At 67.0% G+C, this 14,330-nt stretch carries 13 protein-coding genes and 1 pseudogene; 10 read left to right on the top strand and 4 right to left on the bottom strand.

Features of this window, described 5'->3' with window-relative positions:
• The first annotated feature begins 117 nt into the window (after positions 1–117).
• The 3 genes from AX730_RS16770 (at position 118) to AX730_RS16760 (ending at position 5,231) form a co-directional block, all read left to right on the top strand.
• The gene (locus tag AX730_RS16770) at positions 118–1,608 is read left to right on the top strand and encodes a leucyl aminopeptidase (RefSeq protein ID WP_062358347.1); all 1,491 of its coding nucleotides are present in this window, start codon (positions 118–120) and stop codon (positions 1,606–1,608) included.
• Between the two features lie 22 nt (positions 1,609–1,630).
• Positions 1,631–2,053: a DNA polymerase III subunit chi gene (locus tag AX730_RS16765; RefSeq protein ID WP_062358346.1), complete on the top strand. Its 423-nt coding sequence runs from the start codon at positions 1,631–1,633 to the stop codon at positions 2,051–2,053.
• Between the two features lie 124 nt (positions 2,054–2,177).
• On the top strand, positions 2,178–5,231 hold the full coding sequence (locus tag AX730_RS16760; protein WP_062358345.1) for a valine--tRNA ligase: 3,054 nt from the start codon (positions 2,178–2,180) through the stop codon (positions 5,229–5,231).
• Between the two features lie 107 nt (positions 5,232–5,338).
• On the opposite strand, the gene rimI is transcribed toward AX730_RS16760, so the two are convergent.
• The 3 genes from rimI to pssA are packed head-to-tail and all read right to left on the bottom strand — an operon-like array spanning position 5,339 to position 7,058.
• Entirely contained in the window at positions 5,339–5,848 is a 510-nt protein-coding gene (rimI, locus tag AX730_RS16755; protein ID WP_062358344.1) for a ribosomal protein S18-alanine N-acetyltransferase, read from the bottom strand.
• A complete protein-coding gene (locus tag AX730_RS16750; protein ID WP_062358343.1) occupies positions 5,845–6,279 on the bottom strand; it encodes a hypothetical protein in 435 nt (144 codons plus the stop codon). Before AX730_RS16750 ends, rimI begins: the two co-directional genes overlap by 4 nt.
• Entirely contained in the window at positions 6,279–7,058 is a 780-nt protein-coding gene (pssA, locus tag AX730_RS16745; RefSeq protein WP_062358342.1) for a CDP-diacylglycerol--serine O-phosphatidyltransferase, read from the bottom strand. The genes AX730_RS16750 and pssA overlap by 1 nt, the downstream gene beginning before the upstream one ends.
• A 91-nt stretch (positions 7,059–7,149) precedes the next feature.
• Here pssA and AX730_RS16740 point away from each other — a divergent pair, with 91 nt between their 5' ends.
• The 4 genes and pseudogenes from AX730_RS16740 to AX730_RS16725 form a co-directional block, all read left to right on the top strand.
• Entirely contained in the window at positions 7,150–7,539 is a 390-nt protein-coding gene (locus AX730_RS16740) for a DUF4124 domain-containing protein (RefSeq protein WP_062358341.1), read from the top strand.
• 9 nt (positions 7,540–7,548) lie between these two features.
• Positions 7,549–7,836: a DUF4124 domain-containing protein gene (locus AX730_RS16735; RefSeq protein WP_062358340.1), complete on the top strand. Its 288-nt coding sequence runs from the start codon at positions 7,549–7,551 to the stop codon at positions 7,834–7,836.
• 70 nt (positions 7,837–7,906) lie between these two features.
• Positions 7,907–9,616 (top strand): proline--tRNA ligase, encoded by a 1,710-nt coding sequence (locus AX730_RS16730; protein ID WP_062358339.1) that lies wholly within the window; start codon positions 7,907–7,909, stop codon positions 9,614–9,616.
• 127 nt (positions 9,617–9,743) lie between these two features.
• A pseudogene (locus AX730_RS16725) lies at positions 9,744–10,109 on the top strand (H-NS histone family protein); the annotation flags it as partial.
• A gap of 66 nt (positions 10,110–10,175) precedes the next feature.
• Here the strand turns inward: AX730_RS16725 and AX730_RS16720 are convergent.
• Positions 10,176–11,423, bottom strand: a complete 1,248-nt coding sequence (locus AX730_RS16720; protein ID WP_062358337.1) for a threonine/serine exporter family protein — start codon at positions 11,421–11,423, stop codon at positions 10,176–10,178.
• Between the two features lie 103 nt (positions 11,424–11,526).
• Here AX730_RS16720 and AX730_RS16715 point away from each other — a divergent pair, with 103 nt between their 5' ends.
• From AX730_RS16715 to AX730_RS16705, 3 genes are read left to right on the top strand one after another with little or no spacing between them, the layout of a single operon-like run.
• A complete protein-coding gene (locus AX730_RS16715; protein ID WP_062358336.1) occupies positions 11,527–12,399 on the top strand; it encodes a DMT family transporter in 873 nt (290 codons plus the stop codon).
• Positions 12,396–13,511, top strand: a complete 1,116-nt coding sequence (locus tag AX730_RS16710) for an ABC transporter permease (protein WP_062358335.1) — start codon at positions 12,396–12,398, stop codon at positions 13,509–13,511. Before AX730_RS16715 ends, AX730_RS16710 begins: the two co-directional genes overlap by 4 nt.
• A 6-nt stretch (positions 13,512–13,517) precedes the next feature.
• Positions 13,518–14,327 carry an ABC transporter ATP-binding protein gene (locus AX730_RS16705; RefSeq protein WP_062358334.1) on the top strand — a complete coding sequence of 270 codons (810 nt, stop codon included), beginning with the start codon at positions 13,518–13,520 and terminating at the stop codon, positions 14,325–14,327.
• Positions 14,328–14,330: the final 3 nt, after the last annotated feature.

Genomic DNA, 14,330 nt, shown 5'->3' with positions numbered 1-14,330 from the left:
ATTTACAATCTCGGGCTTGTGCGCCGCGCCTGCGGCGGCGGTCTCTGCGGTCCGGGATGGCGTCCGCCACCTTCATCCGGCCCGCGATTGTACGTAACTGAACCGGGAATCTGATCAATGACGCTGGAATTCACCCTGAACCATGAAGCCCCCGCCCAGGCCGGCGTCGACTGCGTCGTGGTAGGCGCGTACGCCGACAAGAGCCTGACCGCGGCCGGCCAGGCGGTGGACGCGGCCAGCGGTGGCAAGCTGTCGGCGCTGCTGCAGCGGGGCGACATCGGCGGCAAGACCGGCAAGACCACCCTGCTCCACGACCTGCCCGGCGTCATCGCGCCACGCGTGCTGGTCGTCGGCCTGGGCGAGACCGCCAAGTTCGGCGTGGCCCAGTACCTCAAGGCCGTGGGCGACGCCGCGCGCGCGCTCAAGCTGGGCCCGGTCCGCAGCACGCTGTTCACCCTGTCCGAAGTGACGGTCAAGGACCGCGACGCGGCGTGGAAGATCCGCCAGGCCGTGATCGCCGCCGACCACGCCTGTTACCGCTACATGGCCACGCTGGGCAAGAAGAAGAACGACGATCCCGGCCTGACCTCTTTCGCCGTCAGCGGCGATGACGAGCAGGCGCTGGCGCAGGGCATCGCCATCGCCGCCGGCGTGCAGGTCACCCGCGAGCTGGGCAACCTGCCGCCGAACATCTGCACCCCGGCCTACCTGGCCGAGCAGGCGCAGGCGTTCGCTTCGGAGAACGGGGCCGAAGCCGAGATCCTCGAAGAGACGCAGATGGAAGCGCTCGGCATGGGCTCGCTGCTGGCCGTCGCCCGCGGCTCGGCCAACCGCCCGCGCCTGATCGTGCTGAAGTGGAATGGCCTTGAAGAAGCCGGCGCCAGCGACGCCGACGCCAAGCCCTACGTGCTGGTCGGCAAGGGCATCACCTTCGACACCGGCGGCGTCAACCTGAAGACGCAGGGTGGCATCGAGGAAATGAAGTACGACATGCTCGGGGCCGGCAGCGTCATCGGCACCTTCGTGGCCGCCGTGAAGATGAAGCTGCCGCTGAACCTGGTGGTAATCGTGCCGGCGGTGGAGAACGCCATCGACGGCAATGCCTATCGCCCGTCCGACGTCATCACCAGCATGTCCGGCAAGACCATCGAAGTCGGCAACACCGACGCCGAGGGCCGCCTGATCCTGTGCGACGCGCTGACCTATGCCGAGCGCTTCAAGCCGGCCGCGCTGGTCGACGTCGCCACGTTGACCGGCGCCTGCATCGTGGCGCTCGGCCGCTACGCCAGCGGCCTGATGAGCAAGCATGATGACCTCAGCAACGAACTGCTGGGCGCGGGCGAGGCGGTGTTCGACCGCGCATGGCGCCTGCCGTTGTGGGACGAATACCAGACCCAGCTGGAATCCAGCTTCGCCGACGTCTACAACATCGGCGGCCGCTGGGCCGGCGCGATCACCGCCGGCTGCTTCCTGGCGCGCTTCACCGAAGGCCAGCGCTGGGCGCACCTGGACATCGCCGGCGTCGCCAACGACGAAGGCAAGCGCGGCATGGCCACCGGTCGCCCGGTCGGCCTGCTGAGCCAGTGGCTGCTGGACCGCGTCGCCTGACCGGCGACGCGCACCCGACGCCATGGCCCGCGCCGATTTCTACCTGATCGCCAAGCCGCGCTTCCTCGAAGAGCCGCTCAAGCTGGTCTGCGAGCTGGCCCGCAAGGCCTACGACGGCAACCAGTGGACGCTGGTGCTGGCGCGCGACGCCGCGCAGGCTGAAGAGCTGGACGAACTGCTGTGGGAGTTCGATCCGGACGCCTACATTCCGCACCAGATCGCCGGTGATGAAGAGGACGAGCTGACGCCCGTGCTGATCGCCACGCCCGATATCGACGTGCCGGCGCGTGCGCTGGTGATCAACCTGCGCGACGACGCCTTCAGCGGCGCCTGCGAACGCGTGCTGGAAGTGGTGCCCGCCGACCCGTCCGCGCGCGAACCGCTGCGCGAGCGCTGGAAGCAGTACAAGGCGCGCGGCTTCGACGTGAACAAGCACGACATGTAACCAAGCTCCCTTCCTCCGCTTGCGGGGGAAGGTGCCCGAAGGGCGGATGGGGCGGCACCGCGCACTCCCCCTCCCCAACCCTTCCCCGCGTGCGGGGAGGGAGCTCATCTCCAACACAGACCCCATGACCGACCTCGCCTCCAGCTACGACCCGAAATCCTTCGAATCCCGCCTGTACGCGCAGTGGGAAGCCGCCGGCTACTTCACGCCCAGCGGTACGGGCGAACCGTACACCGTGCTGCTGCCGCCGCCGAACGTCACCGGCACGCTGCACATGGGCCATGCGTTCCAGCACACGCTGATGGATGCGCTGGTGCGCTACCACCGCATGCGCGGCTACGACACGCTGTGGCAGATGGGCACCGACCACGCCGGCATCGCGACCGAGATGGTGGTGAGCCGCAACCTGGCGCTGGAAGGCAAGGGCGAGACCCGCGATTCGTTGGGCCGCGACGGCTTCATCGCCAAGGTCTGGGAGTGGAAGGCGGAATCCGGCGACATCATCGAGCGGCAGATGCGCCGCATGGGTGCGTCCGGCGACTGGTCGCGCAGTACGTTCACCATGGACGAGGACGCGTCGAAGGCGGTCATCGAGGCCTTCGTGCGCTGGCACGAGCAGGGCCTGATCTACCGCGGCCAGCGCTTGGTCAACTGGGACCCGGTGCTGAAGACGGCGATCTCCGACCTGGAAGTGGAGAACGTCGAGGAAGACGGCTTCCTGTGGTCGATCGCTTATTCCCTAGAGGACGGCGCGAGTTACGAGCATGTCGAGCACGACCTCGACGGTAATGAAACGCTGCGCGAGACCCGCGACTACTTGGTAGTCGCCACTACGCGTCCGGAAACGATGCTGGGTGATGCCGCCTTGATGGTGCACCCAGAAGATGGCCGTTACGCCGGCCTGATTGGCAAGACGGCGAAAGTGCCGCTTGTCGGGCGCGAAATTCCCATCATTGCTGATGACTACGTCGACCGCGCGTTCGGGACCGGTGTTGTCAAAGTGACGCCAGCGCACGACTTCAACGATTACCAAGTTTGGGTTCGCCACAAAGACGAGCTCGCCGGCCAGCCATTCGGCGGTTTGATTAATCTTTTCACGCAGTCAGCGGCACTCAAAGATAGCTATATGCAGGATGCTATTTTTGTTCCAACTGACGGCTCTCAGCTTGGAGCTGGTGATGGCATTGGAAGCGTATCGACCGCAGACTTGATTCCCGAGAGTCTCAGGGGACTCGACAGGTTCTCTGCTAGGGCAAGAATGATCGCTGACCTTGAGGATCAAGAGAGGTTAATCGAAACGAAGCCGCACAAGCTTCAAGCGCCTCGTGGCGATCGCACGGGGCAGATAATCGAGCCTTATTTGACGGATCAATGGTTCGTCAAGATGGAAGAACTTGCGAAGCGCGGCCTCGATCTCGTTGAGTCGGGCGATGTGAAGTTCGTTCCTCCCAACTGGATAAATACCTACCGTCATTGGATGGAAAACATCCAAGACTGGTGCATCAGCCGTCAACTTTGGTGGGGGCATCGCATCCCGGCGTGGTATGACCAGTGGAGTTCAATTTTTGTAGCGCGCACGCGCGACGAGGCCTACGCGCAGCAAATTGCAAGGCTTCGCGTCAATCTTGAGCCTCAGCTCGCTAGCATCCTGGAAGAGGCAGCTCTTGGATCGTCCGCTAGTGACATAGATTTGGCCGAGCACATATCGGGCTTAGATTCGAGGGCTGGCATGTATGCGCTGAAGCAAGATCATGACGTGCTGGAAACCTGGTTCTCCTCGCAGCTGTGGCCGTTCAGCACGATGGGCTGGCCGGACACGCAGGCGATGGCCGCGCGTGGCTTCGACCGCTACCTGCCGTCGTCGGTGCTGGTCACCGGCTTCGACATCATCTTCTTCTGGGTGGCGCGCATGGTCATGGCCACCGACAGCTTCGTCGGCCAGGTGCCGTTCCGCGACGTCTACATGACCGGCCTGATCCGCGACAAGGACGGCCAGAAGATGTCCAAGTCGAAGGGCAACGTGCTGGACCCGCTCGACATCATCGATGGCATCTCGCTGGAAGACCTGGTGGCCAAGCGCACCGGCGGCCTGATGCAGCCGAAGATGGCCGAGAAGATCGAGAAAGCCACACGCAAGGAATTCCCGGACGGCATCGTGCCGCACGGCGCCGACGCGCTGCGCTTCACCATCGCCGCGCTGGCGACGCACGGCCGCGACATCAAGTTCGACATGGGCCGCGCCGAGGGCTACAAGAATTTCTGCAACAAGCTGTGGAACGCCACCCGCTTCGTGCTGATGAACACCGACGGCTTCACCGCCAGCGGCGCGCCGCAGCCGAAGACCGACGCCGAGCGCTGGATCCTGTCGCGCCTGGCCAAGGTCACCGCCGAGGCCGGCACGCAGTTCGCCGCCTACCGCTTCGACCTGCTGTCGCAGGCGCTGTACGAGTTCGCCTGGAACGAGTTCTGCGACTGGTTCGTCGAACTCGCCAAGCCCGCGCTCAATGGCGGCGACAGAGACGCGGCCGACAGCACCCGCCACACGCTGCTGTACGTGCTCGAATCGCTGCTGCGCCTGCTGCACCCGCTGACCCCGTTCGTCACCGAAGAACTGTGGCAGCAGGTCGCGCCGAAGCTGGGCGTGGACGGCTGTACCGTGTCGCTGCGGCCCTACCCGGTCGCCAGCGACTTCGCCGGCCAGGACTACACGCAGGCCGACGCCGACGTGGAGTGGCTGAAGACGATGGTGTCCACGTTGCGCCGCGTGCGCAGCGAGCTCAACGTCTCGCCCGGCAAGACCGTCCGCTTGCTGCTGCAGGACGGCCACGACAACGACCGCGCGCGCATCACGCGCTTCGCCTCGTCGCTGTCGTTCCTGCTGAAGCTGGACGACATCACCTGGCTGGACGCCGGCGCCGATGCGCCCGCCTCCGCGGCCGCCGTGGTCGGCGAGCTGAAGCTGCTGGTGCCGCTGGAAGGCCTGGTCGACCTGGATGCCGAACGCGCGCGCCTGGACAAGGAAATCGCCCGCGTCGCCGGCGAGAAGGACAAGAGCGAAGCCAAGCTGGCCAAGTTCACCGACAAGGTGCCGCCGGCGGTGGTCGAACAGGAGCGCCAGCGTCTGGTCGACTGGAGCAACCAGCTCGCTGCCCTGCACGGGCAGCGCGCGAAGCTCTGACGCCACTACGTCATCCCGGCGGCTTTCAACAGCCGAATGGCTGGCCAAGCCGGGATGACGGTTGCGATGTGTGCCGTCGTGCGCGCGATGGCGGGCCAGGGCCCGCCCTACAGCGGCGGCATCGTGGTGATGTCGTCGGCGACCAGTTCGATCGCCATCACCAGCGCATCCTCGCGGCCGTCGCGCGCCGGGTAGTAGCGCGGGCGGCGGCCGATCTCGTTGAAGCCTTCGCTGTGGTACAGCACGATCGCGCCCGGGTTGGACGGGCGCACTTCAAGGAACACCCGCTGCACGCGCAGGTCGCGCGCGATCTTGACCAGTGCGCGCAGCAGATAGCGGCCCAGGCCACGGCCCTGCCGCTCGGGCGCCACGCAGATGTTCAGCACGTGTGCCTCGTCGGCGGCGATGCTCAACAACCCATAGCCGATCACCAGCCCGTGCTCGGTCATCACCCACGACGGGTAACCGGCCTTCAGGCAATCCTTGAAGATGCCGCGCGTCCACGGGAACGGATAGGCACGCTGCTCGATGGCCATCACCGCGTCGAGATCACTCTCGCGCATCGGCCGCAGGCTGGACGTGGGAAGCGATGAAGCCTCTACGCCCAGCGCGCTCATGTCGCGGTACCGCGACGCAATCTGCGCAAAGCCGGCCACAGCGCGCGCTTGGCGGCCGGGTTGCCGCGCAGCTCGCCCGACGAAGGCCATTGCGCGAACAGCTCCGCCGCGCCGGGCGCGTTCGGATTGCAACCGGAGGCACGGATCAGCGCGAAGTGCAGGCGGTCCGGCAGCTTTGCCCCACCCGTCCGCGGCGCGGGCGCCTGACGCACGGGGGAAGGATGATCGATGACTTCGCGTGCGGACGGACGTGCGCGTGGCGCAGCGGCAACAGGAGCGGGCTCAGCGACCTCGGCGCGCGCAACGGGCGCGTCCACCATCGCCGGCGCACCAGCCTCGGTCGGCCAGTCGGCCGGCAGGTAGACGGCATGGCCGAGCGCGCGCAGCCAGCCCTGCTGCTCGGCCGACCACAGGCGGTCCGCCGCCAGCATCACGCCGCGGCGTCCTTCTGCCGGCGCAGGCGCTGCCACAGCCAGTAGCCCGGACCCGACAGCGCGTACACCACGCCGACGGCAAACAACGTGCGCGGCAGGTCGATGAAGAGGATCGCCAGCACCAGCGGCACCAGCGCCAGCACCACGAACGGAATGCGGTCCGCCTTCGCACCGCCCTCGCCCGTGCCCTTGAAGCTCCAGAAGCGGATGCGGCTGACCATCAGCAGGGCCGCCACCAGCGTGACCGCCAGCGCCACGTAGCGCAGCTCCTCGCCGGTCCAGCCCAGTTCGCCATCCGCGAACGCCCACACGAAGGACATCATCAGGCCGGCCGCCGCCGGGCTGGCGAGGCCGACGAACCAGCGCTTGTCGACCGTGCCGACCTGGGTATTGAAGCGGGCCAGGCGAAGCGCAGCGCACGCGGCGTACAGGAACGCCACCACCCAGCCGACCCGGCCCATCACGGTGCCATCGAACTTCAGCGCCGACAGCGACCAGTGGTACATCACCAGCGAGGGCGCCAGGCCGAAGCTGACCAGGTCGGCCAGCGAGTCGTACTGCACGCCGAATTCGCTGCTGGTGCCGGTCAGCCGCGCCACGCGGCCATCGATGCCATCCATCAGGCCCGCCACGAACACGGCGATGGCGGCATTGACGAACTGGCCGTTGGCGGCGGCGATGATCGCGAAGAACCCTGCGAACAGGCCGGCGGTGGTGAACAGGTTGGGGAGCAGGTAGATCCCTCGCGAGCGGGGGGGCGGCTTGATTTCGTTCATGGGTCGCAGTTTAGCCCAGCGCTCCCCTGCCCGGCTTGCCTGCGCGCCCCGGGGGTGCTGCAATCAGGCTCCCCGCGATCCGGAGCTTCCCATGCGCCTCCTGCCCTGCCTGTCCGTGCTGGCGCTCTGCCTGGCGACCGCCTCCACCGTGCAGGCCCAGCAGGTCTACCAGTGGAAGGACAAGAACGGCGTCACCCACTATTCCGACAGCCCTCCGCCCAACCAGACCACGCAGAACCGGCGCATCAACCAGTACGGCGCGGCAGCCGTGGAAACGGCGCAGCCCGCCGGCAAGGCAGTCGAGAACGCGCAGTGCTCAAGCGCGCGCGCGAACCTGCAGATCCTGGCCACCAACAAGGGCCCGATCCAGCAGGACACCGACGGCGACGGCAAGCCGGATACGGTGCTGGACGACACCGGCCGCGAAAACCAGCGCAATCTGGCCGAGGCCGCGGTCAAGGCCTACTGCACGCCAGCCTGATCCGGCCACATGCGTGCATGGCTGGCCATCGTGGCAGGCGTCGGGCTGGGCGTCGGCGTCGCCTGGTGGCTGGCACGCGAATCCCCTGAGACCACGACAGAGAGGCAGGCACGCGCCGGGCAGGCCGCCGCCGCACAGGCGCGCGACGCACGCCCTTCGCTTTACCGCTGGCGCGACGACGCCGGCGTATTGCAGATCACCGAGAAGCCGCCGAGCGGGCGCCACTACGAACGCATCGACCGCGACACCCCGGCGGGCATCCGCGTCAGCGGCGAGCCGGCCTCCGATGCCGATTGACGCTCCAATGCCCCGCCTGCGGCCAAGGCTGGCAAAATAGTCGATTCGTCCCTCCCGGATCCCCCTGCCGATGCGTCTGTCGCAGTTCCACCTCCGCACCACCAAGGAAACCCCCGCCGATGCCGAGCTCGTCAGCCACCAGCTGATGCTGCGCGCCGGCATGATCCGCAAGCTGGCCGCGGGCCTGTACACCTGGTCGCCGCTCGGCCTGCGCGTGCTGCGCAAGGTGGAAACCGTGGTGCGTCAGGAAATGGACCAGGCCGGCGCGATCGAGATGATCATGCCGACCATCCAGCCGCGCGAGCTGTGGGAGGAGACCGGTCGCTGGGAGAAGTTCGGCGGCCAGCTGCTGAAGATCACCGACCGCAAGGAACAACTCTTCTGCTACAGCCCCACCGCGGAAGAAGCGGTCACCGACTTCGCGCGCCAGGAACTGGCCAGCTACAAGCAGCTGCCGGTCAACTTCTACCAGATCCAGACCAAGTTCCGCGACGAGATCCGCCCGCGTTTCGGCGTGATGCGCGCGCGCGAGTTCGTGATGAAGGATGCCTACTCCTTCCATATCACCGATGAGGACCTGGTCCGCGAGTACCGCAACATGCATGCGGCCTACACACGCATCTTCACGCGCCTGGGCCTGGATTTCCGCGCCGTGCAGGCCGACAGCGGCGCCATCGGTGGTGACGCGTCGCAGGAATTCCATGTGCTGGCCGACTCCGGCGAGGACGCCATCGCGTTTTCCACCGGCTCCGACTACGCCGCCAACGTCGAGGCCGCGCAGGCGGCGGCACCGGGCCCGCGGGCCGCTGCGACGGAAGCACTGGGCAAGGTCGCCACGCCCACGCAGAAGACCTGCGAGGACGTCGCCGCCCTGCTTGGCATTCCGCTGCAGCGCACGGTGAAGTCGATCGCGGTGATGACGGAGGATGCGGCATCCGGACAGCAGTTCGTGCTGGCCCTGGTGCGCGGCGATCACTCCGTCAACGAGATCAAACTGCGGAAAGTGGCCGGCATGGCCGACTACCGCCTGGCCACGGAAGCGGAAATCCTCGCCCACCTCGGCAGCGAGCCCGGCTTCCTCGGCCCGATCGGTGCGAAGCAGGCCATCCGCGTGGTCGCCGACCGCGATGTGGCCGCGATGGCGGATTTCGTCGTCGGTGCCAACGAGACCGGCTTCCATATCACTGGCGTCAACTGGATACGTGACCTGGCGGAACCCGAATCCGTCGCCGATATCCGCAACGTGGTGGAGGGCGACACCGCCGCCGACGGCGGCGAGATCCGCATCGTGCGCGGCATCGAAGTCGGCCACGTGTTCCAGCTTGGCCGCAAGTACAGCGAGGCGATGAAGTTCACCGTGCTGGACGACGGCGGCAAGGCCACGTCGCCGGCGATGGGCTGCTACGGCATCGGCGTGTCGCGCATCGTGGCCGCGGCCATCGAGCAGAACCACGATGCCAACGGCATCATCTGGCCGGTGCCGATGGCGCCGTGGGCCGTCGCGGTGTGCATCATCAATCCGAAGAGCGATGCCGCGGTGAGTGCTGCTGCCGAACAACTGCTCGCGGACCTGCAAGCATCAGGTATCGAAGCCGTACTCGACGATCGCGGCCTGCGCCCCGGCGCGATGTTCGCCGACATCGAACTGATCGGTATTCCGCATCGCGTGGTGGTATCGGAGCGCGGGCTAGCCGCGGGCACGTTCGAATATCGTGCGCGCCGTGCCACCGATGCCGAAAACGTCAGTCGCGACGAACTGCTCGCCCGCCTGCACGGCTGATATCGCGTGCCGGAACGTGGACGCCGCCATGCGTCCACGTTTCACCTGATTTGTGCCGCGATTAACCCGTCCACTATCATCGGGTCACTGCCATGGATGGGCTTTCCCTTCCTGACTGGAGATACTGATGTCGATCGACCTGCGTAACCTGTCCGCCAAGGAACTTGGCACCCTCATCGCCAAGGCCAAGGAACAGCAGACCAAGCTGGCCAAGCGCACGCCCATTGCCATGGTCCGCGGCAAGATCACCAAGTTCGCCAAGGCCGAAGGCTATACGCTGGAAGAACTGTTCGGCACATCCAGTGCACGTCCCGCCAAGACGGCGACGGCAAAGCCCGGTCCGCGCGCCGGCAAGAAGCTGGGCAAGGTCGCGCCGAAGTACCGCAATCCGGCCAATCCGAAGGAAACCTGGACCGGTCGCGGCAAGCATCCCCGCTGGATGGCCGCGCTGGTCGCCAAGGGCAAGAAGGCGGAAGACTTCCTGATCAAGAAGAAGTAATCGCCGTTGGAATGATCGAAGGAACGGGAGGCCTCGGCCTCCCGTTTCGTTTTGTGCGGCTCAGAGATTCTTGCGCGACGAAATCAGCAGGTTGCCGAACAGCAGGCCCGCGATCAGCGCCATCACCACGTTGGTGACCGCCAGCAACGCCGACTGGCCCACGCCCACATCCTGCTGCTGCACCAGCGTCAGCAGGCCGCGCAGGCTGGTGCTGCCGGGCACCAGCATCAGGATGCCCGGCACACGGATCAGCGCGCCCGGCCGGTTGGCCCAGCGCGCGAAGGCATTGCCCGCCGCGGTCAGCGTCAGCGCCGACAGGAAGATGCCGACCGGCACGCCCCAGGCCTGGCCCGCGTAGCGCGAGATGCTGTAGCCGGCGATGGCGGCGGCCATCACCCAGAAATAATCGCGCCGGTGCGCCTTGAACAACACGGCGAACGCGTAGGCGGCCACGATCATCGCGCCCCACTCGACCCATTCCGGTTGCGGCCTCGACGCACGCACTTCCGGATACAGGCCCATCAACTGGGCGAGCGTCACCGCGATCATGCTGCCGACCGTCAGCTTGAGCACCGTCGCCATCGCACCGGCGAAGCGCGCGACGCCCGATACCAGGTGCTGGCTGGTGAGTTCGTTGATCGAATTGGTCAGCGCCATGCCGGGCAGCAGCACGATCAGCGAGGCGATGATCACCGTGTTGAGGTTCAGCGGCGCGATGAAGTTCGCCACCAGGATCGCGACGAAGCCGGCGACCAGTGCGGAGATCGCATCACTGGCCTCCTTCATCTTCGGACGCCGCGCGATGATCTCGCCCAGCACGCCGATGATGATGCCGATCAGGCCGGCCGTGGCCATGTCCAGCCACGGCAGCCGCCACAGGCCGGCGACCGCGGCCGCGGCCAGGCCGGAGGCGAAGATCTGCATCCCCCGCCAGCGCACACTGGGCGTGCGATCCAGCGCGCGCAGCGCCGTGTGGCCCTGGGCGATACTCATTTCGCCCGACGACACGGCATCGGCGATGCGGTCGGCTTCGCTGAGCTTGTGCAGGTCGGTTTCGCCCGGCGCCAGCCGGATCACGCGGGTGCTGTCGCTGGCGCCCAGCGGTCGCGACGTATCACTGAAGCTGAGGATCAGGCCGGTCGGGTTCGACCACGGCTCGCAGTCCAGGCCGAGGCGCTGGGACAAGCCCACGACGGTACCTTCGAGTCGCTGTGCGGTGGTGCCGTAGCTGTGCAGGCGCCCGGCGATTTCGCAGACGAAGGCGATGCGCTGGGCATAGGTGGCGGTGGTCAGCATGTCGTCGGCCATCGGCACAGTATCGCCCAACGCAGCTCGCGATGGCTTCATGCGGGCCCGCTTACACTGTGCACGGACGACACGGGCGGGGGGCGCGGTGGGGATCGGCGAAGCCATGGCACTGGGCAGCGCGGCCGCGTGGGCGGTCGGCGTGATCCTGGCGCGCCAGCTCGGCGCGCACCTGCCCCCGTTGGCCCTGAACCTGCTGAAGAACGGACTGGTGCTGGCCGTGCTCGCGCCGGTGACGTTGCTGGTGTACGCCGGCGATTGGCCCGCGCTGCCTGCTCGCGATGTCGCCATCGTGCTGGCCAGCGGGGTCATCGGCATCGCGCTGGCGGACACGTTGTACTTCCGCGCACTCAACGAACTCGGCGCCGGGCGCATGGGCATCATCGGCAACCTCTACAGCCCGTTGGTGCTGGTACTGGGATTCGTGTTCCTCGACGAACGCCTGGGAGGTGCGCAGTGGGTGGGCTTCGGCCTGGTGGCGATGGGCGTGCTGCTGGTCAGTCGTCCCCCTGGCGAATGGCAGACGCACCCGCAGCGCGCCACGCGCGGCGTACTGCTTGGCCTGCTGGCCATCGCGCTGATGGCCGTGGCCATCGTGATGGTGAAACGCACACTGGAAACCCAGCCCTTGCTGTGGGTAACGCTGTTGCGCCTGCTCGGGGCCGTCGCCGGCCTGTTGCTGGTGGCCGCCCTGCCCACCATGCGCAGGCGCATGCACTTCGTCGCCGCCGACGTGCCATGGCACCGTCTGGTGATCGCGGCCTTGATCGGCCAGGGCCTGTCGATGGTGCTCTGGCTGGGCGGCTACAAGTACACCAGCGCCTCCGTGGCGGCGATCCTCAACGAGTGCGCCTCGGTGTTCCTGGTGCTGCTGGCGGCGCTGTGGCTGCGTGAGCCGCTGGGCCGTCGCGCCTTCGTGGGCGTGCTCCTCACGTTCAGCGGTATAGCCTGTATGCTCCTTGGCCGAGCGACGCCATGACCCCCGCCCTTGCCCGCCCGCAGTACGAATCCGATCCCGGCGATCCCCAGCGCGTGAAGCTGGCGGGCGACTGGACGCTTGCGAGTGCGCTGGTGGTGGCGGAACAACTGAAGACGTTGCCCGAGGCCGTCAACCGGCTGGATGCGACGGCGATCAACCGCATCGACTCGGCCGGCGTGCTGCAGCTGCTGCGCTTCGCCAAGCGCCGTGGCATGGAACTGTCGGACATCGCGTTCCGCGAGGATCACCGCGCACTGGTCAGCACCATCGAAGACGTCGCGGATGACCGCCCGCCGCGCAAGCGCGATTACGGCGTGCTCGCCGCGCTGTCGCGCCTCGGCTACCGCATGCACGCGAAGGGACAGGAAATCGTCTCGCTGCTCAGCTTCACCGGCGAGAACCTGGTCAAGCTGGCGCGCATGGTCAAGGAGCCTAAGCGCTTCCGTGCCACCGCCACCGTCGCGCACATGGAAACCGTCGGCCTGGACGCCGTACCGCTGGTCATCCTGCTGTCGTACATGGTGGGCGCGGTCATCGCCTTCCTCGGCTCCACCGTGCTGCGCGATTTCGGCGCAGAGATCTACGTGGTCGAGCTGGTCAGCATCGCGTTCCTGCGCGAATTCGCCGTACTGATGACGGCCATCGTGCTGGCCGGCCGCACCGCCTCGGCATTCACCGCGCAGATCGGCGCGATGAAGAGCCGCGAGGAGATCGATGCGATCCGCACGCTGGGACTGGACCCGATCGACCTGCTGGTGATCCCGCGCCTGGTCGCCTTGCTGGTGATGCTGCCGCTGCTGACGTTCATCTCGATGATGGCGGGCCTGGCCGGTGGCGTTACCGTGGGCGCGTTCGATCTCGGCATTCCTCCGCAGATGTACATCGCGCGCATGCACGACACCATCGAGGTGCAGCATTTCCTGGTCGGACTGTCGAAGGCGCCGGTATTCGCACTGGTGATCGGCCTGATCGGCTGCCTGGAAGGCCTGCAGGTGGAAGGCACCGCGCAATCGGTGGGCGAACGCACGACGTCCAGCGTGGTGCAGACCATCTCGCTGGTCATCATCCTCGACGCGCTGGCCGCGTTGTGGTTCATGCACATGGGCTGGTGACGGCGCATGAGCGATGACTCCCCCATCATCCAGGTGCGCGGCCTGGTCAATCGCTTCGGCGAACAGACCGTGCACGAGGGACTGGACCTGGATGTGCGGCGCGGCGAGATCATCGGCGTCGTCGGCGGCTCCGGCACCGGCAAGTCGGTGCTGATGCGCTCCATCCTGGGCCTGCGGCAACCGAACGAAGGCGAGATCTCCGTGCTGGGCGTGAACGCGCGCTCCGAAGATCCCGCCGAACGCCAGCACATCGAACGCAACACCGGCGTGCTGTTCCAGGACGGCGCGCTGTTTTCGTCGCTGACCGTCGGCGAGAACGTGCAGGTGCCGCTGAAGGAGCACCACCCCGAACTGCCCGACAGCTGGCGCTACGAACTGGCGCTGCTGAAGGTCAAGCTCGCGGGCCTGCCAGCCGACGCGATCAACAAGCTGCCGTCGCAGCTGTCGGGCGGCATGCGCAAGCGTGCGGGCCTGGCGCGCGCGCTGGCGCTGGATCCGCCGCTGCTGTTCCTCGACGAGCCCACGGCCGGCCTCGACCCGATCGGCGCAGCCGCGTTCGACCGGCTGATCAAGACGCTTCAGGAAGCGCTCGGCCTGACCGTCTTCCTGATCACGCACGACCTCGACACCCTGTACGCGATCTGCGACCGCGTGGCAGTGCTGGCCGACCAGCAGGTCATCACGGTGGCACCGCTCACGGAGGTCGAGCAGTTCGACCACCCCTGGGTGCAGGAATACTTCCACGGTCCCCGCGCGCGTGCCGCGCGCGACGGACAGCAGGCCCCCGGGCCTCTCCACACGCAAACGGCGGTCTGATCC

It is taken from the genome of Pseudoxanthomonas mexicana (assembly GCF_001556105.1).
Classification (GTDB): domain Bacteria; phylum Pseudomonadota; class Gammaproteobacteria; order Xanthomonadales; family Xanthomonadaceae; genus Pseudoxanthomonas_A; species Pseudoxanthomonas_A mexicana_A.
Note: the sequence above shows the minus strand (reverse complement) of the source record. Positions and strands in the feature narration are given on the sequence as shown.

What these genes read in the sequence shown, in the direction of transcription:
- AX730_RS16770 (WP_062358347.1), top strand. Translation starts at nt 118, where the DNA reads ATGACGCTGGAATTCACCCTGAACCATGAAGCCCCCGCCCAGGCCGGC.
- AX730_RS16765 (WP_062358346.1), top strand. Translation starts at nt 1,631, where the DNA reads ATGGCCCGCGCCGATTTCTACCTGATCGCCAAGCCGCGCTTCCTCGAA.
- AX730_RS16760 (WP_062358345.1), top strand. Translation starts at nt 2,178, where the DNA reads ATGACCGACCTCGCCTCCAGCTACGACCCGAAATCCTTCGAATCCCGC.
- rimI (WP_062358344.1), bottom strand. Translation starts at nt 5,848, where the DNA reads ATGAGCGCGCTGGGCGTAGAGGCTTCATCGCTTCCCACGTCCAGCCTG.
- AX730_RS16750 (WP_062358343.1), bottom strand. Translation starts at nt 6,279, where the DNA reads ATGCTGGCGGCGGACCGCCTGTGGTCGGCCGAGCAGCAGGGCTGGCTG.
- pssA (WP_062358342.1), bottom strand. Translation starts at nt 7,058, where the DNA reads ATGAACGAAATCAAGCCGCCCCCCCGCTCGCGAGGGATCTACCTGCTC.
- AX730_RS16740 (WP_062358341.1), top strand. Translation starts at nt 7,150, where the DNA reads ATGCGCCTCCTGCCCTGCCTGTCCGTGCTGGCGCTCTGCCTGGCGACC.
- AX730_RS16735 (WP_062358340.1), top strand. Translation starts at nt 7,549, where the DNA reads ATGCGTGCATGGCTGGCCATCGTGGCAGGCGTCGGGCTGGGCGTCGGC.
- AX730_RS16730 (WP_062358339.1), top strand. Translation starts at nt 7,907, where the DNA reads ATGCGTCTGTCGCAGTTCCACCTCCGCACCACCAAGGAAACCCCCGCC.
- AX730_RS16720 (WP_062358337.1), bottom strand. Translation starts at nt 11,423, where the DNA reads ATGGCCGACGACATGCTGACCACCGCCACCTATGCCCAGCGCATCGCC.
- AX730_RS16715 (WP_062358336.1), top strand. Translation starts at nt 11,527, where the DNA reads ATGGCACTGGGCAGCGCGGCCGCGTGGGCGGTCGGCGTGATCCTGGCG.
- AX730_RS16710 (WP_062358335.1), top strand. Translation starts at nt 12,396, where the DNA reads ATGACCCCCGCCCTTGCCCGCCCGCAGTACGAATCCGATCCCGGCGAT.
- AX730_RS16705 (WP_062358334.1), top strand. Translation starts at nt 13,518, where the DNA reads ATGAGCGATGACTCCCCCATCATCCAGGTGCGCGGCCTGGTCAATCGC.